This window comes from Streptomyces sp. MJM8645, assembly GCF_001625365.1.
Lineage (GTDB): Bacteria > Actinomycetota > Actinomycetes > Streptomycetales > Streptomycetaceae > Kitasatospora.
Genome location: NZ_LJJF01000001.1, coordinates 2,889,873 through 2,916,639, shown reverse-complemented (window position 1 = coordinate 2,916,639; position 26,767 = coordinate 2,889,873). Strand labels below are relative to the sequence as shown.

The 26,767-nt window shown below is 73.1% G+C and carries 18 protein-coding genes; 9 read left to right on the top strand and 9 right to left on the bottom strand.

The genetic code is table 11. From position 1 onward, the window contains the following. Positions 1-16: 16 nt before the first annotated feature. The 3 genes from A6F73_RS12330 to A6F73_RS12320 all read right to left on the bottom strand — a co-directional run bounded on the left by A6F73_RS12330 (position 17) and on the right by A6F73_RS12320 (position 6,035). Positions 17-3,793 (bottom strand): multifunctional oxoglutarate decarboxylase/oxoglutarate dehydrogenase thiamine pyrophosphate-binding subunit/dihydrolipoyllysine-residue succinyltransferase subunit, encoded by a 3,777-nt coding sequence (locus A6F73_RS12330; protein WP_063347843.1) that lies wholly within the window; start codon positions 3,791-3,793, stop codon positions 17-19. A 281-nt stretch (positions 3,794-4,074) separates the two neighbouring features. Continuing rightward, complete coding sequence (locus A6F73_RS12325; RefSeq protein WP_063347842.1) at positions 4,075-5,205, bottom strand: HAMP domain-containing sensor histidine kinase; 1,131 nt, start codon at positions 5,203-5,205, stop codon at positions 4,075-4,077. A 92-nt stretch (positions 5,206-5,297) separates the two neighbouring features. After that, on the bottom strand, positions 5,298-6,035 hold the full coding sequence (locus tag A6F73_RS12320) for a response regulator transcription factor (protein ID WP_063351140.1): 738 nt from the start codon (positions 6,033-6,035) through the stop codon (positions 5,298-5,300). A 562-nt stretch (positions 6,036-6,597) separates the two neighbouring features. On the opposite strand from A6F73_RS12320, the gene A6F73_RS12315 reads away from it, so the two are divergent. The 4 genes from A6F73_RS12315 (at position 6,598) to A6F73_RS12300 (ending at position 11,809) form a co-directional block, all read left to right on the top strand. Beyond that, positions 6,598-7,395 (top strand): rhomboid-like protein, encoded by a 798-nt coding sequence (locus tag A6F73_RS12315; RefSeq protein WP_063347841.1) that lies wholly within the window; start codon positions 6,598-6,600, stop codon positions 7,393-7,395. A 168-nt stretch (positions 7,396-7,563) separates the two neighbouring features. Then, positions 7,564-9,960 (top strand): endopeptidase La, encoded by a 2,397-nt coding sequence (gene lon, locus A6F73_RS12310; RefSeq protein ID WP_063347840.1) that lies wholly within the window; start codon positions 7,564-7,566, stop codon positions 9,958-9,960. Positions 9,961-10,027: 67 nt separating this feature from the next. After that, the gene (locus tag A6F73_RS12305) at positions 10,028-10,570 is read left to right on the top strand and encodes a GtrA family protein (RefSeq protein ID WP_063347839.1); all 543 of its coding nucleotides are present in this window, start codon (positions 10,028-10,030) and stop codon (positions 10,568-10,570) included. An 18-nt stretch (positions 10,571-10,588) separates the two neighbouring features. Next, a complete protein-coding gene (locus A6F73_RS12300; RefSeq protein ID WP_063347838.1) occupies positions 10,589-11,809 on the top strand; it encodes an ROK family transcriptional regulator in 1,221 nt (406 codons plus the stop codon). A gap of 70 nt (positions 11,810-11,879) precedes the next feature. Here A6F73_RS12300 and A6F73_RS12295 read toward each other — a convergent pair whose 3' ends face one another. Then, a complete protein-coding gene (locus tag A6F73_RS12295; protein ID WP_063347837.1) occupies positions 11,880-12,932 on the bottom strand; it encodes an ABC transporter permease in 1,053 nt (350 codons plus the stop codon). 112 nt (positions 12,933-13,044) lie between these two features. Between A6F73_RS12295 and A6F73_RS12290 the strand changes: the two genes are divergently transcribed. Both A6F73_RS12290 and A6F73_RS12285 read left to right on the top strand, forming a co-directional pair. After that, a complete protein-coding gene (locus A6F73_RS12290) occupies positions 13,045-13,494 on the top strand; it encodes a MarR family transcriptional regulator (RefSeq protein ID WP_244293367.1) in 450 nt (149 codons plus the stop codon). 188 nt (positions 13,495-13,682) lie between these two features. Beyond that, entirely contained in the window at positions 13,683-15,230 is a 1,548-nt protein-coding gene (locus A6F73_RS12285) for an MDR family MFS transporter (RefSeq protein ID WP_063347836.1), read from the top strand. Positions 15,231-15,358: 128 nt separating this feature from the next. On the opposite strand, the gene A6F73_RS12280 is transcribed toward A6F73_RS12285, so the two are convergent. Both A6F73_RS12280 and A6F73_RS12275 read right to left on the bottom strand, forming a co-directional pair. After that, positions 15,359-15,607 (bottom strand): hypothetical protein, encoded by a 249-nt coding sequence (locus tag A6F73_RS12280; protein WP_063347835.1) that lies wholly within the window; start codon positions 15,605-15,607, stop codon positions 15,359-15,361. A gap of 26 nt (positions 15,608-15,633) precedes the next feature. Then, a complete protein-coding gene (locus A6F73_RS12275) occupies positions 15,634-16,818 on the bottom strand; it encodes an inorganic phosphate transporter (RefSeq protein WP_063347834.1) in 1,185 nt (394 codons plus the stop codon). 333 nt (positions 16,819-17,151) lie between these two features. Between A6F73_RS12275 and A6F73_RS12270 the strand changes: the two genes are divergently transcribed. Then, the gene (locus A6F73_RS12270) at positions 17,152-18,771 is read left to right on the top strand and encodes an NlpC/P60 family protein (RefSeq protein WP_063347833.1); all 1,620 of its coding nucleotides are present in this window, start codon (positions 17,152-17,154) and stop codon (positions 18,769-18,771) included. 88 nt (positions 18,772-18,859) lie between these two features. Here the strand turns inward: A6F73_RS12270 and A6F73_RS12265 are convergent, their stop codons facing one another. From A6F73_RS12265 to A6F73_RS12255, 3 genes are all read right to left on the bottom strand, one after another. Then, on the bottom strand, positions 18,860-21,145 hold the full coding sequence (locus A6F73_RS12265; RefSeq protein ID WP_063347832.1) for an FdhF/YdeP family oxidoreductase: 2,286 nt from the start codon (positions 21,143-21,145) through the stop codon (positions 18,860-18,862). A gap of 187 nt (positions 21,146-21,332) precedes the next feature. Further along, positions 21,333-23,384 carry an FAD/NAD(P)-binding protein gene (locus A6F73_RS12260; protein WP_063347831.1) on the bottom strand — a complete coding sequence of 684 codons (2,052 nt, stop codon included), beginning with the start codon at positions 23,382-23,384 and terminating at the stop codon, positions 21,333-21,335. Between the two features lie 73 nt (positions 23,385-23,457). Then, positions 23,458-24,441 carry an amino acid ABC transporter permease gene (locus A6F73_RS12255; RefSeq protein WP_063347830.1) on the bottom strand — a complete coding sequence of 328 codons (984 nt, stop codon included), beginning with the start codon at positions 24,439-24,441 and terminating at the stop codon, positions 23,458-23,460. Between the two features lie 654 nt (positions 24,442-25,095). Between A6F73_RS12255 and A6F73_RS12250 the strand changes: the two genes are divergently transcribed. Next, complete coding sequence (locus tag A6F73_RS12250; RefSeq protein ID WP_063347829.1) at positions 25,096-26,256, top strand: LLM class flavin-dependent oxidoreductase; 1,161 nt, start codon at positions 25,096-25,098, stop codon at positions 26,254-26,256. After that, positions 26,253-26,765 carry a GNAT family N-acetyltransferase gene (locus A6F73_RS12245; protein WP_063347828.1) on the top strand — a complete coding sequence of 171 codons (513 nt, stop codon included), beginning with the start codon at positions 26,253-26,255 and terminating at the stop codon, positions 26,763-26,765. Before A6F73_RS12250 ends, A6F73_RS12245 begins: the two co-directional genes overlap by 4 nt. Positions 26,766-26,767: the final 2 nt, after the last annotated feature.

The following is a 26,767-nucleotide window of genomic DNA, read 5'->3' as shown; positions in this document are numbered from 1 at the left end:
CGGGGCCGTCAGGGCCTCAGAGCGAGTAGACCTCTTCGATCAGCGCCTGCTGCTCGGCGGCGTGCCGCTTGGCCGAGCCGACCGCCGGGGACGAGGCCGTCGTGCGGGCGACGCGGCGCAGCCGCGAGCCGTTGGCGCTGCGGCCGACGACGACCTGGAGGTGGTCGACCAGGTTCATCGCGATGAACGGCCAGGCGCCCTGGTTGTCCGGCTCCTCCTGCGCCCAGACGAACTGGACGTCGTCGCCGTAGCGGGCGAGCTCCTCCTGGAGCTCGGCCACCGGCAGCGGGTAGAGCCGCTCGACCCGGACGATCGCGGTGTCGGTGACGCCGCGCTCGGTGCGGGCCGCCGCCAGGTCGTAGTAGAACTTGCCGGCGGTGATGACGACCTTGCGCACCTGCGCCGGGTCGACGGTGTTGTCACCGATGACCGGGCGGAAGGAGCCGGACAGGAACTCCTCGGTCGCACTCGCCGCGGCCTTGAGACGCAGCATCGACTTCGGGGTGAAGACGACCAGCGGCTTGTGGTGCGGGTTGTGCGCCTGCCAGCGCAGCAGGTGGAAGTAGTTCGACGGCAGGGTCGGCATGGCGACCGTCATGTTGTTCTGCGCGCACAGCTGCAGGAAGCGCTCCGGGCGGGCGGACGAGTGGTCCGGGCCCTGGCCCTCGTAGCCGTGCGGCAGCAGCAGGGTGACGCCCGAGTGCTGGCCCCACTTCTGCTCGGCGGAGGCGATGTACTCGTCCACCACGGTCTGCGCGCCGTTGACGAAGTCGCCGAACTGCGCCTCCCACATGACCAGCGAGTTCGGGCGGGTCAGCGAGTAGCCGTACTCGAAGCCCATCGCCGCGTACTCCGACAGCAGGCTGTCGTAGACGGTGTAGCGGGCCTGGTCCTCGGTGAGGTACTGCAGCGGGGTGTAGTCCTCGCCGGTGTTGCGGTCGATCAGGACGGCGTGCCGCTGGCCGAAGGTGCCGCGGCGGCTGTCCTGGCCGGCCAGGCGGACCGGGTGGCCCTCCATGAGCAGCGAGCCGATGGCGAGGGTCTCGCCCGTCGCCCAGTCGATGGTGTTGTCCTCGACGGAGGCGGCGCGGCGCTGGAGCTGCGGCAGCAGACGCGGGTGGACGGTCAGCCAGTCCGGCAGGTTGACCTGCGAGGCGGCGATCCGCTTGACCATCTCCTGGGAGATGCCGGTCTGGATGTTGACCGGGAAGTCGGCGACCGGCTTGCCGGCGATGGCCGGGGCGGGGGTCTGGGCGGCGTCGCGGACCTCGGCGAAGACCTTCTCCAGCTGGCCCTGGAAGTCCTGGAGCGCCTGCTCCGCCTCTTCCATGGTGATGTCGCCGCGACCGATCAGGCCCTCGGTGTACAGCTTGCGCACCGAGCGCTTCTTGTCGATCAGGTCGTACATCAGCGGCTGGGTGAACGACGGGTTGTCGGCCTCGTTGTGACCGCGGCGGCGGTAGCAGATGAGGTCGATCACGACGTCCTTGTGGAACGCCTGGCGGAACTCGAAGGCGAGCCGCGCGACGCGGACCACGGCCTCCGGGTCGTCGCCGTTGACGTGGAAGATCGGGGCCTCGATCATCCGGGCCACGTCGGTGCAGTACATCGAGGAGCGCGAGGACGCCGGGGCGGCGGTGAAGCCGACCTGGTTGTTGACCACCAGGTGGATCGTGCCGCCGGTGCGGTAGCCGCGCAGCTGCGACATGTTCAGGGTCTCCGCGACGACGCCCTGGCCGGCGAAGGCCGCGTCGCCGTGGATCTGGATCGGCAGCACCGGGAAGGTGGTGCCGCCCTGGTCCAGGATGTCCTGCTTGGCGCGGGCGATGCCCTCGACGACCGGGTCGACCGTCTCCAGGTGGGAGGGGTTCGCGGCGAGCGAGACCTTGATGGTCTCGCCGTCCAGGCCGGTGAAGGTGCCCTCGGAGCCGAGGTGGTACTTCACGTCGCCGGAGCCGTGCATCGACTTCGGGTCGAGGTTGCCCTCGAACTCGCCGAAGATCTTGCCGTACGGCTTGCCGACGATGTTGGCCAGCACGTTCAGGCGGCCGCGGTGGGCCATGCCGATGACGGCCTCGTCGAGGCGGTGCTCGGCGGCGGCGTCGATGGTGGCGTCCAGCAGCGGGATGAGCGACTCGCCGCCCTCCAGCGAGAAGCGCTTCTGCCCGACGTACTTGGTCTGCAGGAAGGTCTCGAAGGCCTCGGCCGAGTTCAGCCGGCGCAGGATGCGCAGCTGCTCCTCGCGCTCGGGCTTGGAGTACGGCTTCTCCAGGCGCTCCTGCAGCCACTTGCGCTGCTTCGGGTCCTGGATGTGCATGTACTCGACGCCGACGGTGCGGCAGTACGTGTTGCGCAGCAGGCCGAGGATGTCGCGGAGCTTCATCATCTTCTGGCCGCCGAAGCCGCCGACCGCGAACTCGCGCTCCAGGTCCCACAGGGTGAGGCCGTGGGTGGTGACGTCCAGGTCGGGGTGCTTGCGCTGCTTGTACTCCAGCGGGTCCGTGTCGGCCATCAGGTGGCCGCGCACACGGTACGCGTGGATCAGCTCCATGACGCGGGCGGTCTTGTTGACCTCGTCGTCGTGGGTGGTGGCGACGTCGGTGGCCCAGCGGACCGGCTCGTACGGGATCCGCAGCGACTCGAAGATCTCGTCGTAGAAGCCCTTCTCCCCGAGGAGGAGGCGGTGGATCTCGCGCAGGAACTCGCCGGACGCCGCGCCCTGGATGACGCGGTGGTCGTAGGTCGAGGTCAGCGTCATGATCTTGGAGACGCCCAGCCGGGACAGGGTCTCCGGGGCGGAGCCCTGGAACTCGGCCGGGTACTCCATGGCGCCGACACCGACGATGGTGCCCTGGTTCTGCATCAGGCGCGGCACGGAGTGCACGGTGCCGATGCCGCCGGGGTTGGTCAGCGAGACCGTGACGCCGGTGAAGTCGTCCATGGTCAGCTTGTTGGCGCGGGCCCGGCGGACGATGTCCTCGTAGGCCTGCCAGAAGCCGAAGAAGTCGAGGGTCTCGGCCTTCTTGATGGCCGCGACGACGAGCTGGCGGTCGCCGTTCGGCTTGACCAGGTCGATGGCCAGGCCGAGGTTGACGTGCTCGGGCTTGACCAGGAAGGCCTTGCCGTTCTCCACCTTGTAGCTGTAGTTCATGCCCGGGGCGGCCTTGATGGCCTGGACCAGGGCGTAGCCGATCAGGTGGGTGAAGGAGACCTTGCCGCCGCGGGCGCGCTGCAGGTGGTTGTTGATGACGATGCGGTTGTCGATCAACAGCTTCGCGGGCACCGCGCGGACCGAGGTCGCGGTCGGCACCTCCAGCGAGGCGTCCATGTTGGTGGCGACGGCCTTGGCCGGGCCGCGCAGCTGGATCAGCTCGGGGCCGGCGGGCGCGTCCGCCGCGGCGGCGGCCGGAGCGGCCGCAGGGGCCGGGGCGGCGGCCTTGGGGGCCGGGGCCGGAGCCGGGGGCGCGACGGGAGCTGCGGCGAGCGGCGCGGGGGCCGGCGCCGGAGCGGCCGGGGCGGCCGGTGCGGCGGGGGCGGTCGCGGCCGGAGCAGCAGCAGCGGGCGCGGGGGCAGCGGCAGGGGTCGGCGTGGGGCCGGCCTGGGTCGCGGCCTGGGTCACTGGGGTCACCTCGGTACCGGGCTTGTAGTCGGCGAAAAAGTCCCACCAGGCTCGGTCGACCGAGTTCGGGTCCTGGAGGTACTGCTGGTAGATCTCATCGACGAGCCACTCATTGGGACCGAAGCCAGTGGAGCTAGCCGAGCTATTGGGGGTTTCAGGGGACTGTGGCGACACGGCGGCAACCGCCCTCTTCCGCTTCCTTTTGGGATGTTTGGACAGCGGGGATTAAGGCTACGCCCCTGACCAGTGATCGCGCAGTCCCCGGGCCCCAGGCGTCGCCCAGATCACAGTCCTGACCTGCAGTTTGGCTGAAAATGTGCGTTAGAAAGCCGTATCTGAGGGGAAGCGATCGCGCCCACTCATAGGGCATATCCGGGCAAAACCGGACAAAGGCGCATGTAGATCATCCAATGACTTCGTGTACGTCTGTGTCGCTTCTGTGACACATCCGACCCTCAGCGCTGCCCCGGCAGCCGGACCTCGATCCGGCAGCCGCGCGGCGACTCGGCGACCGCGATCCGACCGCCGTGCAGGTCCACCGCCCAGCGGGCGATGGCCAGGCCGAGGCCGGTGCCGCCGTCCGAGCCGGGCCCCTGGGCGGTCGCGGTGCCGCTGCGGCTGAACCGCTCGAACACCCGGCCGCGGTCGGCCGGCGGGATGCCCGGACCCTCGTCCTCGACCTCCAGCAGCAGGCCGCCGGGCCCGCCGTCGGGCCGCGCGCGCACCGTCACGGTGCCGCCGGGCGGGGAGTGCTTGCAGGCGTTGTCGACCAGGTTGGCGACCACCTGGTGGAGCCGTTCCGGGTCCGCCACGCCGGTCAGGCCGGTCGGGCTGACCTCCAGCGCCAGCCGGACGTCGCCGCGCCGGGAGAACGCCCCGCCGGCCGTCGCGCCGTCCACGGTGACCCCGCGCAGCACGCCGTCCAGGAACTCGCGCACCTCGAAGGGGCGGGCGTCCAGGTCGACCACGCCGTCGTCGATCTTGGAGAGGTCCAGCAGGTGGGTGACCAGGCGGCCGAGCCGCTCGGTCTGCTCCAGGGCGGCCCCCAGGGTCGCCGGATTGGGCTGGACGACGCCGTCCACCACGTTCTCCAGCACGGCGCGCAGTGCGGCGATGGGCGTGCGCAGCTCGTGCGAGACGTTGGCGACCAGCTCGCGGCGGTGCCGGTCGGCGGCCCCCAGGTCGGCGGCCATCTGGTTGAAGGTGGTCGCCAGCTCGCCGATCTCGTCGCGCGAGTTCACCTCGACCCGGCGGCTGTAGTCGCCGGAGGCCATCGCGCGGGCGGCGGCCGTCATCTCGCGCAGGGGGGCGGTCAGCCCGTGCGCGAGGAACTGCATGAAGAGCAGCGAGGCGATCATGGAGAAGACCATGATGATCCGGATCTGGGTCTCGGACCGGATCGCCACGACCACCATGCCGGTGGCCAGGAAGACGGAGACGATCACCAGCAGGGCGAGCTTGCCCTTGATCGAGCGGACCGGGTCGAGCGGCCGGATGTCGGCCCAGACCCGGCGGGCGGCGCGGGCGGCCAGCGTCTGCGACCGCGTGCCGCCGGTGTCCCCGTTGCGTTGCTGTGGAAAGGTCATTGGTCCCCTGTGATCCCCGCGTACGTCCCCCGCGTGGTGCGCGGCAGTTCGGGACACGGGCCCCCCGGAGGCCCGTCGCCCGAGGCTCGCCGCTAGGAGAGCGGGGCCTCCAGCGCGTACCCGACGCCGTGGACGGTACGGATCCAGCTCGCGCCGATCTTGCGGCGCAGCGCCTTGACGTGGCTGTCCACGGTGCGGGTGCCGGACGCGTCCGTCCAGTCCCAGACCTCGGCCAGCAGCTGCTCGCGGGTCAGCACGGCGCGCGGCTGCGCGGCCAGGCAGGCGAGCAGGTCGAACTCGGTGGGCGTCAGGTGGACGTCGCCCGAGGCGAGCCGGACCCGGCGCTGCACGTGGTCGATCTCCAGCTCGCCGAAGCGCAGCGAGCCGAGCGCGGGCGTGCGGGCCGCCTGCTGGGCGCGCTCGACGCGGCGCAGCAGCACGTTGACCCGGGCGGCCAGTTCGCGCATCGAGAACGGTTTGGTCATGTAGTCGTCGGCGCCCACGCCGAGGCCGACCAGCAGGTCCGTCTCGTCGTCGCGCGCGGTCAGCATCAGCACCGGCACCGGGCGCTGCGCCTGGATCCGGCGGCACACCTCAAGGCCGTCGAAGCCGGGCAGCATGATGTCGAGGACCACCAGGTCCGGCTGCCAGGTGTGGAAGCCGTCGACCGCGCCCGGCCCGTCGTGGGCCACGGCGACCTTGAAGCCCTCCGCGCCCAGCCGGGCCGCGATCGACTCCGCGATCGTCGGCTCGTCCTCCACCACCAGCACTCTGCGTTGGCTGCTCACCGTGCCGCCGCTGTGGTTGTTGTCCTGCTGAAGTTCTGTCACGGTCACGCCACCGCCCCCAGGGCTGCGGGCCGGCCACCTGTGGGGATGGCGGGCTCCGCTCGTAGTCTTGTTCCGTCGTGGACTGTGCCGGGTCCGCCGTCCCGTCGTGCGTGCGGGTCGGCGGGCGGATTGTCGCCCGCCCACTTCTCCCGCGCACTTCGCAGCGTACGGACAGCGGATGCCTCCCGGCAGGTGGACCGGACGTTTCCGGCCCGTGGGCCGGCTGTCGGGCCGCCCTCGGAGCCCACTGCACGAGTGGGCACGGGCCGATACCTTACCCGGCGATTTTTCTCTGCGTAACGGTACGTATGCAGTCGAGTTGACGCCAAGTCGCCGGTCAGAGCCCCTGCCGGCGCGCCCGCCGGAAGAAGGTCTGGACCAATATCGGGAATCCGGTCGACCGGTTTCCTGACGGTCTTCACCGGCTTTTCTCAGATGCCTCTCAGAACCTCGACGTAACGTGGCCACGACAACGCCCCGCAGGGCGGGATCCGCGGCGCGCGCCGGTACGTTGGGCACCTGGTGAGGGGCCGGTGGCTGCCGGCGTGGAGCGGAGGGCGGCATGGCTGGACTGCGGCGAGGTGCCGGACGGGTCGGGGCGTCGCCCGCCGGCCCGCCGTACGGCATGCTCCGGCACGGTCTGCGCACCGGCGTCGTCGAGTGGCTGCTGGCGCGGGTGCCGACACCCCGGCGAAACCCCTTCACCCTCGGCTATCTCGCCGTGGTGGGCGCCACCACGACCTTTGCCAAACTCGCCGATCCGGAACTCGTGCAGCGGCTGCAGGAGGCCTCCAGTTCCGACGGCCACAACCTCCTGCAGCACCCCCTGCGTGCGCTGCTGCTCAGCGGTTTCTGGGTGGCCGGCGAGGTGTGGATGCCCTACCTGTGGGGATTCGCCGTCACCCTCGCGCCGCTGGAGCGCCGGATCGGCCCCGCCCGGGCGGCGGCGGTCTTCGCGATCGGGCACGTCACGGCCACGCTGCTGTCCCAGGGCGTGGTGATCACCGCGGTGGAGACCGGGCGGATGGAGACCGCGGCGCTGGACTACCTGGACATCGGCGTCAGCTACGGCGTGCTCACCTGCCTGGGTGCGGTGGCCGGGCTGCTGCCGTGGCGCGGGCGGCTGGTCGCGCTCGGCGGCGCCGGGCTGCTGATCGCCGAGCAGATCCTCACCGAGCGGGACCTGGTCACCGCCGTGGGGCACCCCGCCGCGGTGCTCACCGGGGTGGCGCTGTGGCGCTGGCTGCGCCGGGTCCAGGCCCGCCGGCCGCGGCCGAAGCCGCGGATGCGCCGGGTCGAGGCGCCGGCCGCGGGCTCCTCGCCCGCGCCGGGCGGCGCTCCGGTCCTGGACGTGCGCTGACCCTTCCGGGTGCCGCTCCCGCGTGCTTTTGACGGCGCTTCCCGCACCCTCCCCCCGTTCGCTCCACACCCTCCTCCTGTTCGCTCATGGCGAACACCGCCCCGGGAACATCCGGCGCACGCCAGGCCTTAGTCAGGTCGACTCAACTTCACTGACTGGGGAGAGATCATGGCATCGACGTCCACACCGCTCACCCTGCCCGTGCTGCCGCTCGACGACGAGGTCGTCCTGCCGGGCATGGTCGTCCCGCTGGACCTGAAGGACACCGAGGTGCGCGCCGCGGTCGAGGCCGCCCGCGCGGCGGCCACCGGCACCGGCAAGCCGCAGGTCCTGCTGGTCCCGCGGGTGGACGGCTCGTACGCGGCGGTCGGCACCCTGGCCACCGTCGAGCAGGTCGGCCGGCTGGCCGACGGGGAGCCGGCCGCGCTGGTGCGCGCCGTGCGCCGGGTCCGCATCGGGGCCGGCACCACCGGCCCCGGCGCCGCCCTCTGGGTGGAGACCACGCCCTTCCGGGAGTCCTCGGTGGACACCCCGGCGGCCGGCCGGGCCGCCGAGCTGGTCAAGGAGTACAAGGCGCTGTCCACCCAGTGGCTGCGCAGGCGCGGCGCCTGGCAGATCGTCGACCGGGTGGCCCAGATCGAGGGCGTCGGCGAGCTCGCCGACAACATCGGCTACGCGCCCTTCGCCACCGCCGAGCAGAAGCTCAAGGTGCTGCTGGAGGCCGACCAGGTCGCCCGCCTGGAGTACGCGCTGACCCTGCTGCGCGACCACCTCGCCGAGGAGGAGGTCAACGACACCATCCGCAAGGACGTCGAGGAGGGCGTCGCCAAGCAGCAGAAGGAGTTCCTGCTCCGCCGCCAGCTGGAGGCCGTCCGCAAGGAACTGGCCGAGCTCAACGGCGACCCGGCCGACGAGGAGGGCGACTACCGCGCCCGGGTCGAGGCCGCCGACCTGCCCGAGAAGGTCCGCGACGCGGCCCTCAAGGAGGTCGACAAGCTGGAGCGGGCCTCCGAGCAGTCCCCCGAGGGCCCCTGGATCCGCACCTGGCTGGACACCGTCCTGGAGCTGCCCTGGAGCGAGCGCACCGAGGACGCGTACGACATCGCCGGCGCCCGCGCCGTGCTGGACGCCGACCACGCCGGCCTCGCCGACGTGAAGGACCGCATCGTCGAGTACCTCGCGGTGCGCAAGCGCCGGGCCGACCAGGGGCTCGGGCTGGTCGGCGGCCGGCGCGGAGGCGCGGTGCTGGCACTCGTCGGCCCGCCCGGCGTCGGCAAGACCTCGCTCGGCGAGAGCGTGGCCCGCGCCATGGGCCGCACCTTCGTCCGGGTCGCGCTCGGCGGCGTCCGGGACGAGGCCGAGATCCGCGGCCACCGGCGCACCTACGTCGGCGCGCAGCCCGGCCGGCTCGTGCGGGCGATCAAGGAGGCCGGCTCGATGAACCCGGTCGTCCTGCTCGACGAGATCGACAAGGTCGGCTCCGACTACCGGGGCGACCCGGCCGCCGCCCTCCTGGAGGTGCTGGACCCGGCGCAGAACCACACCTTCCGGGACCACTACCTGGAGGTCGAGCTCGACCTCTCGGACGTCGTCTTCCTCGCCACCGCCAACGTGCTGGAGGCCATCCCCGAGGCGCTGCTCGACCGGATGGAGCTCGTCCGCCTCGACGGCTACACCGAGGACGAGAAGGTCGTCATCGCCCGCGACCACCTGCTCCCGCGCCAGCGCGAGAAGGCCGGACTGGGCGGCGAGCAGGTCAGCGTCGACGAGGCGGCGCTGCGCCGGTTGGCCGGGGAGTACACCCGGGAGGCCGGCGTGCGGAACCTGGAGCGCTCGATCGCCCGGGTGCTGCGCAGGATCGCCGCCCAGGCCGAGCTCGGCGAGCGCGAACTGCCCGCCGCGATCGGCCCGGACGAGCTGCGCGCCCTGATCGGCCGGCCCCACCACGTGCCGGAGGCCGCCCAGGCGCCGGCCGAGCGGCGCACCGCCGTCCCCGGCGTGGCCACCGGCCTCGCCGTGACCGGCGCCGGCGGTGACGTCCTCTACATCGAGGCCTCGCTCGCCGACGCCGAGACCGGCGGCACCGGGCTCACCCTCACCGGGCAGCTGGGCGACGTGATGAAGGAGTCCGCGCACATCGCGCTCTCCTACCTGCGCTCGCGCGGCGCCGAACTGGAGCTGCCGGTCACCTCGCTGCGCGACCGCGGCGTGCACCTGCACGTCCCCGCCGGGGCCGTCCCCAAGGACGGGCCGAGCGCCGGCATCACCATGACCACGGCGCTCGCCTCGCTGCTGTCCGGCCGCAAGGTCCGCACCGACCTGGCGATGACCGGCGAGGTGTCGCTGACCGGGCGAGTGCTGCCGATCGGCGGGGTGAAGCAGAAGCTGCTCGCCGCCGACCGGGCCGGCGTCACCACGGTGATCATCCCCAAGCGCAACGAGGCCGACCTGGACGACGTCCCGGCCGAGGTGCTGGAGCGGCTCACCGTGCACCCGGTGGCGGACGTGCGGGAGGTGCTGGAGCTGGCCCTGGAGCCGGCCAAGGTCCTGGCCGCGGCGGCCTGACCCGGCCGCGCCGGGTCGGCGGGAGGATCGACGGGAGGACGGCGTCTGCGCGTGCCACACTGCGGAGATGCCGTCCCCCACGCAGCGCGCCCTGGCCCGGGTGCCGGCCCGGCTGCGTCCGTTCCTGGTGCGGCACCGCAGGCTGGTGAAGTTCCTGCTGGTCGGCGGCGCCTGCTTCGTGCTCACCACGGTGACCGACTTCGAGCTGAAGTTCACCGTGCTGGAGCACAAGCCGGTGGTCGCGCTGACGGTCGCGACCGTGATCTCGACCGTCGTCTCCTACGTGCTCAATCGTCGCTGGGCCTTCCGGACGGCCGGGCACCCGCGCGAGGCACTGCTGTTCTTCCTGGTCAGTGCCATGGCGATCGCCGTCAACGACCTGCCGCTGGCACTCTCCCGCTACGCCCTGGACCTGCGCGAGCCGTACGTCGGCCCGTTCGTCCAGGAGACCGCGGACTTCCTCAGCGGGATGGTCGTCGGCACCTTCGCCGCGATGCTGTTCCGCTTCTGGGCGATGCAGCGGTGGGTCTTCACCCGGCCCGCCGAACGGGCGCACCCGAGGTACGAACCCGGTTACGCTGCACCCGAGATGCCACGGGATGCCCCATAAGGCCGTGAGGTGAGGGTTATGCGCGGGGAACCGGACGCGGTTCGGAGCGGGCCCGCCAGCCAGCAGGGGATGCGCCGGGCCAACCTGGCCCTGGTGCTCGGGGTGATCGCGCGCGCCCCGCGCTCCCGGGCCGAGGTGGCCGCCGAGACCGGGCTGACCAGGGCCGCCGTCTCCTCGCTCGCCGAACAGCTGATCGCCGGCGGCCTGGTCGTCGAGGAGGGCCCGGCCGCGCCCAGCGGCAAGGTCGGCCGCCCCGGCACCGCGCTCGGGCTCAACCCGCTCGGGCCCGGCGGCCTCGGCGCCGAGATCGGGGTGGAGCACCTCGGTGCCTGCGTGGTCGACCTGAGCGGGGAGGTCCGGACCTGGCGCCGCCGCGAGGTCCGCAACCGGGGCCGCCGGCCCGCCGCGGTGATGGCCGACCTCGCCGAACTGCTGCACGCGGCCGTCGCCGAGGCGGGCCTGCGCCCGGCCGGGCTGACCCTGGCCGTCCCCGGGCTGGTCGGCACCTCCGGCGGGGTGCTCCAGCGGGCCGCCAACCTGGGCTGGCGGGACGTCCCGCTGGCGGCCGAACTGCGCCCGGCGCTGCGCGCGGCCGGCGCGGCCGAACTGGCCGAGCTGCCGGTCGAGGCGGACAACGAGGCCAACCTGGGCGGGCTGGCCGAACGGTGGCTGGGCGGCGGGCCGGAGGACTTCCTGTACGTGTCGGCCGAGGCCGGCGTCGGCGCGGCGATCGTGGTCGGCGGGCGGCTGCTGCGCGGGGCGCGCGGCTACGCGGGCGAGTTCGGCCACGTACCGGTCCACCCGGACGGCCACCGCTGCGCCTGCGGCGCGCACGGCTGCCTGGAGCAGTACGCGGGGGAGGCGGCCGTGCTGCGGGCGGCCGGGCCGGCGGGCGCGCGGGGCGACTGGGTGACGCTGCTCGCCGGGCGGGCCGGGGCCGGGGACGAGCCGGCCCTCGCGGTGCTGGCCGGGGCCGGTTCGGCGCTGGGCATCGCGGCCGCCGGGGCGGTCAACCTGCTGGACCCGGCCGAGGTGGTGCTGGGCGGCGGCTACGCCCGGCTGGCGCCCTGGCTGCTGCCGGCGATGCGGGCCGAGCTGGCCGCCCGGGTGACGGTGCGGCCCTGGTCGGACGAGCGGCTGACGGTGTCCCGGCTGGGCCGGCGCGGGCCGCTGCTGGGCGCCGCGGTGGGCGTGGTGCGGGCCGTCGTCGCGGACCCGGGCCGGCTCGCCGGCGGCTGACCTCCCGGCCCGGGACGCACCCGAGCCCCCGGCCGGGCGGCCGGGGGCTCGGGCGGAGGAACGCGGGGGATCAGGCCTCGGAGGACGCCTCGGCGGCGACGATCTCGCGGCCGCCGGAGCGCGGGCCGCGCAGCACGGCCAGGTATGCGACGCCGATGCCGATCAGCGCCCAGACCACCAGGACCACGATCGGCATGCCCAGGTTGGTGGAGCCGAAGTAGGCGATCGACTTGGTGGCACTGGTCCCGGCGCCGTTCGGGATCAGCGAGCCGATGGCCCGCCAGAACGGCGGCATCATCGGTGCCGGGTAGACGCCGCCGGCGCTCGGGTTGCCCAGCACCACGAAGATCAGCACCGCGACGCCGATGCCGATGACGTCGAACAGGCACTGCAGCGCCATGGTGAACGCGCCGACCGTGAACACCACCAGGGCGCCGATGCCGGTCAGGGCCAGGATCGAGCCGGGCAGCGCGTCCAGCACCGGTCCGGCGATGATCGTGCCGCCGAGGCCGGCGCCGACCGAGTACAGCGCCAGCACACCGAGGCGGATCAGCAGGCGGTGGACGTTGGCGGGCTTGGAGCCGGCGCTGATGCCGAGGATCGAGGCGACCAGGTAGCCGCCGACGCACCAGCCGATGACCAGGTAGAACGCGGAGAGGCCGTTGGTGTCGCCCTTGGCGAGCGGCACGACGTCCTCGACCTTGACGGTGCGGCCCTGGGCCTTGTCCAGCGCGGTGGTGATGGACTCGGCGGCCTTGGCGGCGGAGGTGCCGCGGGCGCCGCCGACCAGCAGGGTGTCCTCGGTGCCGGTCGGGTTCACGACCAGCGCGGCGTAGATCTTCTGGTCCTTGATCTGCTGGGTGGCCGTCTCGGCGTCCGGGGCGGTGACGGCCTTGACGGCGTCGTCCGGCACGGATTCCAGCGCCTGGACCAGCTTGGGGGCGACCTGCGGCGGGGCGACCACCGCGATCGACAGCTCGTGCGGGGCCGGGTGGTGCAGCGCCCCGACGTACGAGGTGATGAAGCCGAGCTGCAGCAGCAGCACGCCGATCACGAGCAGTGCCGCACGCGGTGTGACCGCGCCCTTCAGTTCAGCGACGAAACCCTGCCCCGGGGCGGCCATCCACATCTCCTTGTGTATTGGGGGAAAACGGATACTTCATACCATGAACTAGTTAGCTTGTCGCACCCCACGCGCCGCCTTCCAGCCAGTGCGGCTGCGGGATACTGGCGCGGTGAGTGACGAGGAATCCCTGCTGGCGGTGGAGCGCGAGGTCGCGCTGATGTTCCGGCGGGGCCGGGCCCGAGTGGCGGAGCTCTCACGCCGGGTGCACCCCGAGCTGGAGGGGATGGCGTACAGCATGCTCGGCTACATCGAGCAGACCGGGCGGGTGCGGGTGACGGACGTCGGCGTGCACTTCGCGGTCGGCAAGGCCACGGTGAGCCGGCAGATCCGGGCGCTGGAGGAGCTGGGCCTGGTGGCCAGGGAGACGGATCCGCTGGACCGCCGGGCCGCGCTGGTCTCGCTGACCGAGGACGGGCGGCGGCGCTACCTGGCGGCCCGGGACGTCCGGATGCGGCGGGTGCGGGAGCTGCTGGGCAGCTGGTCGCCGGAGGACGTGGACCGCTTCGCGGTGCTGCTGCACCGCTTCAACGACGTGATCGGGGAGCCGCCGGCGGAGTGACCGGGGGTCGGGGCCCGGGGCGGGGGTCGGGTCCGCGGTGGCTGGATCCAGGCCTGGGGGCGCGGCCTTTACTTGGGCTTGAAGAAAGTTGCCTTAGTCAACCATCGGGCCTATGGTTGCGTAAGGCAACAATTTTCCCTGCCTGCGCACCCCCCGCCCCCGCTCACTCCTCCCGCCGAAGGACCCAGATGACCGTCACAGCCGAGGCGACCGTCGGAGCCGCCGTCGACGATCAACCGATGACCCACCGGCAGGTGATGGAGGCGCTGTCCGGCCTGCTGCTCGGCCTCTTCGTGGCCGTGCTCTCCTCGACCGTCGTCTCCAACGCCCTGCCGCACATCCTCACCGACCTGCACGGCGGCCAGTCCGCCTACACCTGGGTGATCACCGCGGCCCTGCTGACCCTGACCGCCTCCACCCCGATCTGGGGCAAGCTCTCCGACCTCGTCAGCAAGAAGCTGCTGCTCCAGATAGCCCTGCTGATCTACATCGCCACCTCCGCCCTGGCCGGCCTCTCCCAGAACACCGCCGAGCTGATCGCCTGCCGCGCCCTCCAGGGCATCGGCGCCGGCGGTGTGGTCGCGCTGGGCCAGATCTGCCTGGCCGCGATGGTCCCGCCGCGCGAGCGCGGCCGTTACAGCGGCTACTTCGGCGCGGTCTTCGCGCTGGCCACCATCGGCGGACCGCTGATCGGCGGCGTCATCGTGGACACCTCGTGGCTGGGCTGGCGCTGGTGCTTCTACGTCGGCATCCCGTTCGCGCTGGCCGCGATCCTGGTGGTGCAGCGCACCCTCAAGCTGCCGGTGGTCAAGCGCAAGGCGAAGATCGACTACCTGGGCGCGCTGGTCATCACCGGCGCCGTCAGCCTGCTGATGATCTGGATCACGCTGGCCGGCACGAACTACGACTGGCTGTCCTGGCAGACCGCCGCGATGGTCGGCGGCGGCCTGCTGCTGGGCGCCCTCGCCGTGGTGATCGAGCGCCGCGCCGCCGAGCCGATCATCCCGCCGGACCTCTTCAAGTACCGCACCGTCACCCTGGCCGCGGTGGCCAGCGTGCTGGTCGGCGTCGGGATGTACGGCGCGACCACCTTCCTCAGCCAGTACTTCCAGCTGGCCCGCGCCAAGTCCCCGACCATGGCCGGCCTGATGACCCTGCCGATGATCCTCGGCCTGGCGCTCGCCTCCACCGTCGCCGGCCGGCTGATCACCAAGTACGGCAAGTGGAAGGCCTACCTGGTCGCCGGCACGGCGCTGCTCGCGATCGGCTTCGGCCTGCTCGCCACCGCCCGCGCCGACACCGACTACAAGCTGCTCTGCGTCTACATGGCGATCACCGGCATCGGCCTCGGCCTGACCAGCCAGAACCTGGTGCTCGCGGTGCAGAACACGGTGCCGCGCCACGAGCTCGGCGCGGCCAGCTCCGTGGTGACGTTCTTCCGCACCATGGGCGGCGCGATGGGCGTCTCCGCGCTCGGCGCGCTGATGAACAGCAAGGTGACCCACTACCTCGCGGAGAACCTGGCCGCCGCGCACATCCCGGCCGCGAGCGCGGCCGGCGGCGGGGGCATCCCGGACCTGCACAAGCTGCCCGCCCCGATCGTCCCGCTGGTGACGGACGCGTTCGGGCACGGCGTCGGCACCGTCTTCCTGTGGGCCGCGCCGTTCGCGGCGCTGGCCTTCGTCACGGTGCTGTTCATCCGGGAGACCGCGCTGAAGACCAGCCAGCAGGGCTGACTCCGGGCGGGGATGCGCGAACGGGCCGGGGAGTGTGGATCACACTCCCCGGCCCGTTCGGTTCGTCCCGCGCGCGGACGGCGGGAACCGTCGGCCACGCGCTACGGCGCGGCGATCAGGGCCACGCGCTACGGCGCGGCGATCAGGACCAGGCCGTAGACGACGGCCGCGGCGCAGAGGCCGAAGCAGGCGTAGGCGCCGGCCAGGGCCAGCCGGCCGCCGCCCGGCTCCTGGGCGGCCTCGCCCTCGCGGGCGCTCAGCGCGGCCTCGCGGCGGGACAGGGCCAGGATGCCGAGTGCGAAGACGGAGACCACGGCGACGGTGATGCCGAAGCTGGCACCGGCGGTCTGGGCCAGGGCGTTCCACTTGATGTGCATGGCGGGTGCTCCTCAGCCTGCGGCGCTCAGGCCGCGACCGTGGTCGAGGCGGGGGTGGGGGCGTTCGCGGGGGCGGCGGTGGCGGGGACCTCCACCGGGGTGACGTCGTTGACGTCGTTGACGTTGTCCGCGCTGATCGGCTGGCGGCGGGAGATCAGCCACATCGCGCCGGAGCCGGCCACCAGCACGGCGCCCACCAGGACGATGCCCCAGGTGCCCTGGCGGACCAGCAGCGCGGCGCCGCCCGAGACCAGCGCGGCGGCCGGCAGGGTCAGCGCCCAGGTGTAGACCATGCGGCGCACCAGGCTCCAGCGCAGCTCGGCCTTCGGGCCGCCGAGGCCGGCGCCCATGATGCCGCCGGAGCAGACCTGGGTGGTGGAGAGGCCGAAGCCCATGTGCGAGGAGGTCAGGATGACGGTCGCGGCGGCCGACTCGGAGGCGAAGCCCTGCGGCGCCTTGATGTCGGCGAGGCCCTTGCCCATCGAGCGGATGATCCGCCAGCCGCCCATGTAGGTGCCGAGCGCGATCGCGGCGCCCGCGGAGATGATCACCCAGGTGGGCGGCAGCGCGCCGTGCGGCAGGGCGCCGACCGACACCAGGGTCAGGGTGATGATGCCCATCGTCTTCTGGGCGTCGTTGGTGCCGTGCGCGAGCGAGATCAGCGAGGACGAGAAGATCTGGCCGGTCTTGAAGCCCTTGGTGGCGGTGGTCTCGTTGCCCTTGCGGGTGATCGCGTAGGCCAGCTTGGTGGCGCCCCAGGAGGCCAGGCCGGCGACCAGCGGGGAGGCGATCGCCGGGATCAGGATCTTGGAGAGGACGGTGTCGAAGTTGACGCCGTTCATGCCGACACCGACGACGGTGGCGCCGATCAGGCCGCCGTACAGCGCGTGCGAGGAACTGGACGGCAGGCCGCGCAGCCAGGTCAGCAGGTTCCAGAGGATCGCGCCCGCCAGTGCGGCGAAGATGATCTCGGGGTGGATGCCGCTCTTCTCGTTGACGATGCCGCCGGAGATGGTGGTGGCGACCTTCACGGACAGGAACGCGCCCGCGAAGTTGAGGACGGCCGCGATGGTGACCGCGACCTTCGGCCGGAGGGCTCCCGTCGCGATGGAGGTGGCCATCGCATTGGCGGTGTCGTGGAACCCGTTGGTGAAGTCGAAGGCGAGCGCCGTGATGATCACAACGGCTACCAGGAACGAGATGTGTTCCATACCCAAACAATCGTCGTAGTTGTCGCACGGACGTTGGTGTCGTCGCGACCGTAGGTCTGTTTGGTAAACGGAAGGTGAACTGAGCCGGGAATCGTGGTTCCGCTGGTGTCCCAGCGGTGTCCGGAAGCTTTCGGAAGGGTGTCGGCGGTCGCGCTGAGCTGGACATTAGCGAAGTTCGCCCCGGTTCGCTCCGGTTTGCTGAGAGCTGTCTCACAGATCAACCCAGAATTAACCTCCCAGTCCGGATGCGCCCTGTTTCCGGTGAGTAACCCGTGGGAGGATCTGCGGGATCCGGGGACGCCGGTGACAGGCTGGGGCGGGGAGGACCAACCCATGGGCGGGGCTGCACAGCGCACTGAAACGGCAGTCGTACGGCCCTGGCTGCGGGCGGCACTGCGCTGCGGAGCCGCCCTCGCGGCCGCCGCGCTCGCCCTCCCGCTCGCCGCGCAGGCCGCGTACGCCACCCCCGACCCGGGCGCCTCGATCACCGCGGCCAGTCCGGGCGACGACCCGCTCGCCGCCGCCAAGGCCACCCTCGGCCCGCTGCTCGACCAGCTGCACGCGCTCTACCAGAGCGCCGAGACCGCCACCGAGCAGTACAACGGCGCCGTCGCCAAGGTCGCCGAGCAGCAGGCCGCGCTCACCGACCTCCAGGGCCGGCTGGACCGTCAGCAGAAGCAGGTCGACGCCGGCACCGACATCGCCTCCCAGCTCGCCGCCGCCCAGTACCGCAACGGCGCCGCCTCCGCCTACGCCGAACTGCTGCTCTCCAAGGACCCGTACGAGGCCGTCACCATCGCGGAACTGCTCACCGCCGCCAGCCGCTCGCAGTCCGAGTTCCTGGACCGGCTGAAGACCGACCGCGAGGCCCTCGCAGGCCTGACGAAGCAGACCGAGGACGCGCTCAAGACCTCCCAGACGCTGGTCACCCAGCAGGACGCCGCCAAGGCCAAGGTCGCCACCGACCTCGCCTCCGTCGAGCAGCTGGTCTCCTCGCTCACCGGCGCCCAGCGCACCGAGCTGGAGAAGCTGGAGAAGGCCAAGGCCGACGAAGCCCAGCTCCTCTTCCTCGCCTCCGGCGTCCTCGGCAAGGGCGAGCGCACCCCGTCGGCGGCCGGCCGCACCGCCATCGCCTTCGCGCTCGCCCAGCTCAACAAGCCGTACCTGTGGGGCGGCGCGGGGCCGGACTCCTTCGACTGCTCGGGCCTCACCTCGCAGGCCTGGCTGCACGCCGGGCTGCCGATCCCGCGCACCAGCCAGGAGCAGTGGGCCCAGCTCCCGCACATCGCGCTGAACCAGCTCCGCCCCGGCGACCTGGTCATCTACTTCGAGGGCGCCACGCACGTCGCGATGTACATCGGCGGCGGGCTGGTCGTCCAGGCACCCCGGCCGGGCGCCGTCATCAAGGTGTCGCCGATCGGCTCGATGCCGATCCTCGGGGCGGTGCGGCCCGACCCGTCCGGCGCGGCGGACGAGGCCGGCGGCAGCTGGAAGGTGCCCGACCTGCCCGCCGGCTGGGACACCGTCACCCCGATCGCGCCCAGCCCGGCCAACCAGGTCCCGGCCGCCCCGGCCCCCGGCACGCCCGCCAACCCGCCGGCCACCCCGGGTACGCCGTCCACCACCCCGGGCACGCCCGCGGACACCGGCACCGGTACGCCGTCCGGCACCGGGAGCGGAACGCCCGCCGACCCGGGGACGCCGTCCGGCACCGGCACCACCGCCCCCGGCACGCCCACGCCCACGCCGACCCCGACCGGGACGGGCACGCCGACCCCGACCGGGACGGGCACCCCGACGCCGACCGGCACTGGCCCGGCGACGCCCGCCCCGACCGGCACCGGCACCGGCACCCCGGGTTCCACCGGCACCGCGGCCTCCACCACCACCGGCTCGGCGAGCGCCGGAGCCCCGGGCAGCGCCACCGCGACACTGCCGCTCGGCGGCAACTAGGCCCTGTCCGGCAAGATCGGCCGGACAGGGCCTGAGCCATGACGAAGGCCGCCCGGCGTCCACGGACACCGGGCGGCCTTCGCGTGCGTCACGCCGGGGCGCCGGTGTCCGGCTCGAAGCGGACGACCACGGCCTTGGAGGTCGGCGTGTTGCTGATGTCGGCGGTGGAGTCCAGCGGGACGAGCACGTTGGTCTCCGGGTAGTAGGCCGCCGCGCCGCCGCGGGCCACCGGGTAGTGGACCACCCGGAAGTGCGGGGCGCGCCGCTCGACGCCGTCCCGCCACTCGCTCACCAGGTCGACGAAGGCGCCCTCGGCCAGGTCCAGTTCGGCGGCGTCGGCCGGGTTGACCAGGACCACCCGGCGGCCGCCCTTGATGCCCCGGTAGCGGTCGTCCAGGCCGTAGATGGTGGTGTTGTACTGGTCGTGCGAGCGCAGCGTCTGCAACAGCAGGCGGCCCGGCGGGACCTCGGGGGCGGTGAGCGGGTTGACGGTGAAGTTGGCCTTCCCGGTCGCGGTGGGGAAGGTCCGGGAGTCGCGCGGGCCGTGCGGCAGGGTGAAGCCGCCGGGGCGGCGGACCTTCTCGTTGTAGTCCTCGAAGCCGGGGACGACCCGGGCGATCCGGTCCCGCAGGGTGTCGTAGTCGGCGGCGAAGTCCTCCCACGGCACGGTGTCCCCGGGGCCGAGGACGCTGCGGGCCAGCCGGCAGACGATCGCGGTCTCGGAGAGCAGGCCCGGGGCGGGCGGGCGCAGGCCGCCGCGCGAGGAGTGCACCTGGCCCATCGAGTCCTCGACGCTGACGAACTGGGCACCGGCGCCGCTGACGTCCCGGTCGGTGCGGCCCAGGGTGGGCAGGATCAGTGCGCGGGCGCCGGTGACCACGTGCGAGCGGTTGAGCTTGGTGGAGACGTGCACGGTCAGCCGGCAGCGGCGCATCGCCGCCTCGGTGACGTCGGTGTCCGGGGTGGCCGCGACGAAGTTGCCGCCCATCGCGAAGAACACCCCGACCCGGCCGTCGCGCATCGCCCGGATGGTGTCCACCGAGTCGAGGCCGTGCGCGCGCGGCGGCTCGAAGCCGAACTCCTTGCCGAGCGCGTCCAGGAAGGCCGTCGAGGGCCGCTCGAAGATGCCCATCGTCCGGTCGCCCTGGACGTTGCTGTGCCCGCGCACCGGACAGACCCCGGCGCCCGGGCGGCCGACGTTGCCGCGCAGCAGCAGGAAGTTGACCACCTCGCGGATGGTCGGGACGGCGTGCTTGTGCTGGGTGAGGCCCATCGCCCAGCAGACGATGATCTTCCGGGAGCCCAGCACCAGCCGGCCGAGCTCCTCGATCTGCTCCCACGGCAGGCCGGTCGCGGCGAGCACCTCGGCGCGGTCGGTCGCGCCCGCCTGCGCCTCGAACTCCTCGAAGCCGTGGCAGTGTTCGGTGACGAAGGCGCGGTCGACGCCGTCCTGCTCCAGGATCATCCGGTTGAGCGCGCGGAACAGCGCCAGGTCCCCGCCGAGGCGGATCTGCAGGAACAGGTCGGTCAGCTTGGTGCCGTGGCCGACCAGGCCGCGCGCGTGCTGCGGGTTCTTGAAGCGCTCCAGGCCGGCCTCCGGCAGCGGGTTCACGCTCACGATGGTGGCGCCGGCCCGCTTGGCGCGCTCCAGCGCGGAGAGCATCCGGGGGTGGTTGGTGCCCGGGTTCTGGCCGGCCACGATGATCAGGTCGGCCTGGTAGAGGTCCTTGAGGCTGACGCTGCCCTTGCCGACGCCGAGCGTCTCGGTGAGCGCCGAACCGGACGACTCGTGGCACATGTTGGAGCAGTCCGGCAGGTTGTTGGTGCCCAGCCGGCGGGCGAACAGCTGGTACGCGAAGGCGGCCTCGTTGCTGGTCCGCCCGGAGGTGTAGAAGGCGGCGCCGTCCGGGGTGTCCAGGGCGCGCAGCTCCTCGGCGATCAGCGCGAAGGCGTCGTCCCAGGAGACCGGCGTGTAGTGGGTGGCGCCCTCGTCGAGCAGCATCGGCTGGGTGAGGCGGCCCTGCTGGCCCAGCCAGTAGCCGGAGCGCTCGGCCAGCTCGGCGACCGGGTGGGCGGCGAAGAACTCGGCGCGGATCCGGCGCTCGGTGGCCTCCTCGGCGACGGCCTTGGCGCCGTTCTCGCAGAACTCCGCCGTGTGCGTCTTGCCCGGCTCCGGCCAGGCGCAGCCGGGGCAGTCGAAGCCGTCCGGCTGGTTGACCTTGCGCAGCGTGGCGAGGGTGCGCAGGGGGCCCATCTGCTCGGCGGCCATCCGCAGGCTGTGGCCGACCGCGGGCAGCCCGGCCGCCGCGTGCTGGGGCGCGGACACCTCGGGGGCGTCCTGCGCCGGGTCGCTCTGCGGGGCCTGCTTGGCCATGACCGCTTCTCCTCGGCTCTGCTCGTCCGGCGGCCGTGACACCGGGGTGACACCGGGTCCGCCGGGCCCGCCGCTTCGGCGCGGGGGCTGAGGGCCCATCCTTCCATCCGGGTACGGACGGGGGGAGGGGGGTCGAACGGGTCTTCGGGCCCCGAACCTGCGACCGGGCCGCTCCCGGGGCCCGCCGTCAGGCCCCCCTCGTCCGGCCGGAGGGCGGGCGCGGCGGTGGCGGGGTGCGCTGACCGCACAGCGGAGCAGGGGCGGCGACCGCCGACCGCGCGGCGAGGCGGGTGCCTTGGCGGCGGCGGGCGGGCGGGGGATCGACGACGGGCGCCGGGGCGGCGGCCGGGAGCGCGGCCAGCGCCCGCAGCAGCGCGCGGGCGGCGGCGTCGTTCTGCCGGAATCCCGGGGAGTCGGTGCGGGGCCGGGCGAAGGCGGCGGCGGCGCGCAGGCTGGTGTGCGGGCCGAGTGCGGTGCGCCGCGGGTGCGGGGCGCCGCCCAGGGCCGGGTCGAGCAGTCGGCTGTCGCCGGGGGCGATGGTGACCAGGCCGGAGCGGTGGGTGTACTCCTCGTCGGCGACCACCTCCTCCACGAGCCGCCCGGCGCGGTGCAGTTCGCGCAGCACCGGGTCGAGGGTGCGGGTCAGCTGGTGCTTGGGCAGGTACGCCTCGACCAGGGCGGTGGCGGCGATGCGGTGGCCCGGCACGGTGTCGCCGCCGGCCCGCCAGGTGCCGGTGGCCTCGTCCCGTTCGACCCGGACGCCCGCGCCCAGGAAGCGCACGATCCCGGCCTCGGACAGGGCGAGCAGCTGGCGCAGCCGGAAGCCGGGCGGGCCGGAGGCGAGGTAGCTGAAGTAGCCGAAGAACCACCCGTCCACCTCTTCGGCGACCGAGCGGGCGGTGAGCCGGCCGGTCGCGAGGATGCGCGGGAGCTGGCCGAACAGCGAGAGCAGGGCGAGGAAGGCGCCGAGGTCGGCGCTGTGCGCGGGGTCGGCGCGGCGGTCGGCGTCGGCGGTGACGTAGGCGCGCAGGTGCTGCTGGAGCTCCTCGGCGGAGCCGAGTTCGAGGCCGGCCAGCGGGTGGTCGAGCCGTTCGAAGTCGATCCGGTCGGCCGGGTCGGGTACCGCCTCGGCGACCAGGGCGGCCAGGTCGGGGGAGTACCAGTCGTGCCGGTCGAACCGGGCCAGGAACTCCGGCCAGGGCAGCGCGGTGCGCTCGGGGTGGGCGTGGAACAGCTCGTGGTAGTGCCCGAAGGCGGTCTCCTTGGCCATCAACGGCCAGAAGTCGCGCCGGAGTTCGAGCGGCCCGTCGGTCGCGAGGACGGCGTCCACGGCGGCCGCGTCGAAGTACCGGGGGAGCGGGGCGGGCGGCCCCTGGAGTCGGTAGTCGGTCTTGGAGTGGTACGGGACGCCGCGCCGGGAGCCGAGGTGCAGCACCGGTTCGCGGCCGGACGGGCGGTAGCGCAGCCCGTCCCCGGTGGGCTCGAAGCGGCCGCCGCGCCCTTCGGTGAGCAGGGCGACCAGGTCGACGGAGGCCAGGCCGAGGCCGCGCAGCACGACGTGCTCGCCGGGGGCGATGCCGTCCAGGTCGGCGTCGGCGGAGTAGGCGGGCGGGAGGTGGAAGCGGCCGTGCCGGGCGGCGAAGCCGGCGTCGGCGGCGTACCGGGGGTGCGGGGTGGAGTCGAGGTGGCCGAGGGTGAGGGCGACGTGGTCGGCGGTGAGCGTCCGGCCGGTGAGGTGGACGGTCTGCGGGCCGTCGGGCGGGCCGTCGATCCGCCGGACGGTGTCCCGGTGCACGGTGACCGTGACGTGCGGCGGCAGGTCGGCGACGGCGCGGCGGAACGCCCAGTCCAGGTAGGCGCTCTGGGCCCGGCGGGTGGGGAAGTCGGTGGGCGCGAGGGTGTCCAGTTCGGCCCGGACGGCCGGGTCGGCGACCTCCCGGTAGGGCGCGAACTCCCGCCGCCGGAGCGCCCATTGGGCCAGCGAAGGGCCCGGGCGGACCGGCCCGTCGATGGTCGAGCGCTCGTCGGTGAACATGGTGACGTCCTCGGCCATCGAGTTCATCCGCAGCAGCGGGGACTGCTCGTGGCGCCAGATCCGGCCCGCGCCGGGCGGGTGCGGGTCGACCAGGTGGACGTGCAACGGGCGTTCGGCGGGCAGGAGTTCGGCCGCGTTGGCGGCGATCCGCTCCAGCAGCCCGGTGCCCCGCGGGCCCGCGCCGACGATCACCAGGACACTCATGCGGCCACCTCGCTTCGCTCGGCAGGCGCTTCGCGCAACACGCACCTCTCGATGATTCGCTCGCTCCGCTCGCTCATGCCGCCACCTCGCGCAGCCGTCGCAGGGCGGCCCGGGTCCGCTGGAGCGGGGTGGGCGGCAGGCCGTCCCGGGTGGCGCCCTTGGCGTAGTGGCGCTCGACGTAGTACTGGCCGACGGACAGCAGGGTGGTGACCACCAGGTACCAGATGGTGGCGACCACCAGCATCGGGATGACCCGGTACGACTGCAGGTAGACCAGCTGTACCGAGTAGAGCAGGTCGGAGACGGCCAGCACGCTGACGATGCTGGTGCCCTTGAGTGCGCTGATCAGCATGTTCCCGGCGGTCGGCACGATCGAGCGCATCGCCTGCGGGACGACGATCCGGCGCAGCACCCGCCACCGGCCGAGGCCGAGCGCCGAGGCGGCCTCCAGCTGGCCGCGGTCGACGGACAGGATGCCGCCGCGGATCACCTCGGCGGCGTACGCGGTCTCCAGCAGGGTGAGGCCGATGACGGCGGTGAGGGTGGGGCCGATCAGGTTGACGGTCTTGACGGTGACGAACTCGGGGCCGAACGGGATGCCGAGGCCGAGGGTCGGGTAGAGCGCGCCGATGTTGAAGAAGAACAGCAGCTGCACCAGCGGCGGGGTGGAGCGGAAGATCCAGATGTAGCCCCAACTCAGGGTGCGCAGCACCGGGTTGCCGGACATCCGCATGACGGCGAGGCCGGTGCCGAGGACGAAGCCGAGGGCGAGGGTGACGGCGGTGAGCCAGAGGGTCAGGGTGAGGCCGTTGAGCACCGACCCGGCGGTGAACCAGCCGGCGACCACGTCCCACTGGAAGGCCTTGTTGCGCACCACGGAGTTGACGGCCATCGCGGTCAGCAGCAGCGCGATCCCGGCGCAGACCCACTGCCCGGGTCGGCGGCGGGCGACGATCCGGGCGCCGGGGTCGGGCGGCGGGCCGGGGAGGTCGGGGGCTGAGGTGGAGGCGGGGGTGGGCGTGGAGCGGGCGGGGAGGAGGTCCTGCGGGCTGGCCATGGCGGCGGCTCCTGGCGGAGGTGCGGGCGGGCGGGAGGTACGGGTGTGGTCACGTACGGCCGTCGCACCGGCCCGTGTCCCTCAACACGGCCGGCGCTGTGCACTGCACTCCGCCGTGATCGTACGCATGCGCGATCGACGGCTGTCAAGGGCGGTCCGGGCCCTGGCCGGGGCCCGGCGCGGACCGGTCGCAGGGCGACAGGAGATCGCAACAGAGCGGCAATGATGGATGGTTGACGGACCACTTGGCAGGCTGTTCAACTTGAGGCCATGTACGCCGAGCAGCCCCTGGTCACCCGCGACCACATCGACTTCGGTCGGGTGTGGTCCGCGGCGTGTCGCGGCTGACCCGGCAGCGGGCCGCCCGTCCGGCCCTCTGATCTCCCGCGGGGACCCCTCCCTCGGTCTGCCCCGCCGCGGGCCGGGACCAGCCGTCCGCAGCTGACGGCGTCCCAGGCGCACGCTGCCGTCCGACGACCGCGCACTGAACTCCGGCAGTACTCCCTCGTCCACGCCTGCCTCCCGCCGCGCGAGCGCCGACCCCACCGTCGGCGCGGCCGCCGCGCACCCGTGTTCACGGCCGCCCCGCCCCGGCCGGCTCCGGCCTGCCCACCCGCAGTCCACCGGACTCCGCTCACCCCGAAAGGTTCCGCCATGCCCGTCGAATTCCTCGGTATCGCCGCCACCGGCGACGGCTCGGAGACCACCCCCCGCTCCACCGCCGCCTTCGACCGCGACTACACCCTGAGGCTGGCCCGGGCCCACGAGGACCACGGCTGGGACCGGGTGCTCTTCGCGTACGGCGCAGGCTCCCCGGAACCCGCGGCCGCGGCGGCCTTCCTCGCCTCGCACCTGGACCGGCTGCAGATCCTGCTGGCGCACCGGCCGAACGTCTCCTACCCGACCTTCGCCGCCAAGACCTTCGCGACCCTGGACCAGATCAGCGACGGGCGGCTGACCGTCCACTTCATCACCGGCGGCAGCGACCACGAGCAGCAGCGCGAGGGCGACTTCCTGTCCAAGGACGAGCGCTACGAGCGCACCCGCGAGTACATCGGCATCGTCAAGAAGGCGTGGACCAGCCGGGAGCCCTTCGACCACGAGGGCGCCCACTACCGCTTCAACGACTTCGTCTCCGACGTCTTCCCCGTCCAGCAGCCGCGCCCCGGGGTCTCCTTCGGCGGCTCCTCGGACGCCGCCTACGCGGCCGGCGGCGCCGAGGCGGACGTCTACTGCCTGTGGGGCGAGCCGCTGGCCCGCACCGCCGAGCAGATCGAGCGGGTGAAGGAGGCGGCCCGGGCCGCCGGGCGCACCGACGTGCCGCGGATCCAGGTGGCGTTCCGGCCGATCATCGCGCCGACCGAGGAACTGGCCTGGGAGAAGGCGCACCGGACGGTGGCCGCGATCAAGGCCCGCCGGGAGTCCGGGGATCTCGTCCGCCGGGGCCGCCCGCTCGGCGCCACAGCGCCTGAAAACACTGGTTCCCAGCGGCTGATCGAGATCGCCGAGGCCGGCGAGCGCTACGACCGCGCGCTGTGGACCCCGACCGCCGCGGCCACCGGCGGGGCCGGCAACTCCAACGCCCTGGTCGGCACCCCGGAGACGGTCGCCGAGGCGCTGCTCGACTACTACGACCTCGGCGTGGACATCCTCTCCGCCCGCGGCTACCACCTGCTCGACGACGCGATCGACTTCGGCCGCCACGTCATCCCGATCGTCCGCGAGGAGGTCGCCAAGCGCGACGCCGCCAAGGCCGCGGCGGTGGCCGAGCGCGCCGAGCGGGACCGGCACCAGCTGATCGCGGTGCAGGCGTGAGCGCTCCGGACCGGGAGGCGGGCCCGGCGGCCGGGTTCCGCCGGGTCACCATCGACGACCCGCTGGTCGAGCCGCTGCTACGCGAGCTCACCCACGAGTACGTCAGCCGCTACGGCCCCGAGGCGCGCCAGGAGATGACCCGCTACCCCCGGGACGCCTTCGCCGAGCCGCACGGCGTCCTGCTGCTCCTGCTGGAGGACGGCGAGCCCGTCGCCGGCGGCGCGTACAAGCGGTACGACGAGCGCACCGCCGAGCTGAAGCGGATGTGGACGCACTCCGCGCACCGCCGCCGCGGCCTGGCCCGCCGGGTGCTGGCCGAGTTGGAGCGGACGGCGGCCGCCGCCGGCTACGCCCGGATCTACCTCACCACCGGTCCGCGCCAGCCCGAGGCCAGGGGCCTCTACCTGGCGTCCGGCTACACCCCGCTGTTCGACGTCGCCGCCGACCCCCTGACGATCGGCCCGCTCCCGTTCGAGAAGCACCTGCCGGTGCTGGCTCCGACCCCCTGAAA

Bases quoted from the DNA above. Each gene is read 5' to 3' on its own strand.
- A6F73_RS12325 (WP_063347842.1), bottom strand. From the start codon at position 5,205: ATGACCTTTCCACAGCAACGCAACGGGGACACCGGCGGCACGCGGTCG.
- A6F73_RS12315 (WP_063347841.1), top strand. From the start codon at position 6,598: ATGGCTGGACTGCGGCGAGGTGCCGGACGGGTCGGGGCGTCGCCCGCC.
- lon (WP_063347840.1), top strand. From the start codon at position 7,564: ATGGCATCGACGTCCACACCGCTCACCCTGCCCGTGCTGCCGCTCGAC.
- A6F73_RS12305 (WP_063347839.1), top strand. From the start codon at position 10,028: ATGCCGTCCCCCACGCAGCGCGCCCTGGCCCGGGTGCCGGCCCGGCTG.
- A6F73_RS12300 (WP_063347838.1), top strand. From the start codon at position 10,589: ATGCGCGGGGAACCGGACGCGGTTCGGAGCGGGCCCGCCAGCCAGCAG.
- A6F73_RS12295 (WP_063347837.1), bottom strand. From the start codon at position 12,932: ATGGCCGCCCCGGGGCAGGGTTTCGTCGCTGAACTGAAGGGCGCGGTC.
- A6F73_RS12285 (WP_063347836.1), top strand. From the start codon at position 13,683: ATGACCGTCACAGCCGAGGCGACCGTCGGAGCCGCCGTCGACGATCAA.
- A6F73_RS12280 (WP_063347835.1), bottom strand. From the start codon at position 15,607: ATGCACATCAAGTGGAACGCCCTGGCCCAGACCGCCGGTGCCAGCTTC.
- A6F73_RS12275 (WP_063347834.1), bottom strand. From the start codon at position 16,818: ATGGAACACATCTCGTTCCTGGTAGCCGTTGTGATCATCACGGCGCTC.
- A6F73_RS12270 (WP_063347833.1), top strand. From the start codon at position 17,152: ATGGGCGGGGCTGCACAGCGCACTGAAACGGCAGTCGTACGGCCCTGG.
- A6F73_RS12265 (WP_063347832.1), bottom strand. From the start codon at position 21,145: ATGGCCAAGCAGGCCCCGCAGAGCGACCCGGCGCAGGACGCCCCCGAG.
- A6F73_RS12260 (WP_063347831.1), bottom strand. From the start codon at position 23,384: ATGAGTGTCCTGGTGATCGTCGGCGCGGGCCCGCGGGGCACCGGGCTG.
- A6F73_RS12255 (WP_063347830.1), bottom strand. From the start codon at position 24,441: ATGGCCAGCCCGCAGGACCTCCTCCCCGCCCGCTCCACGCCCACCCCC.
- A6F73_RS12250 (WP_063347829.1), top strand. From the start codon at position 25,096: ATGCCCGTCGAATTCCTCGGTATCGCCGCCACCGGCGACGGCTCGGAG.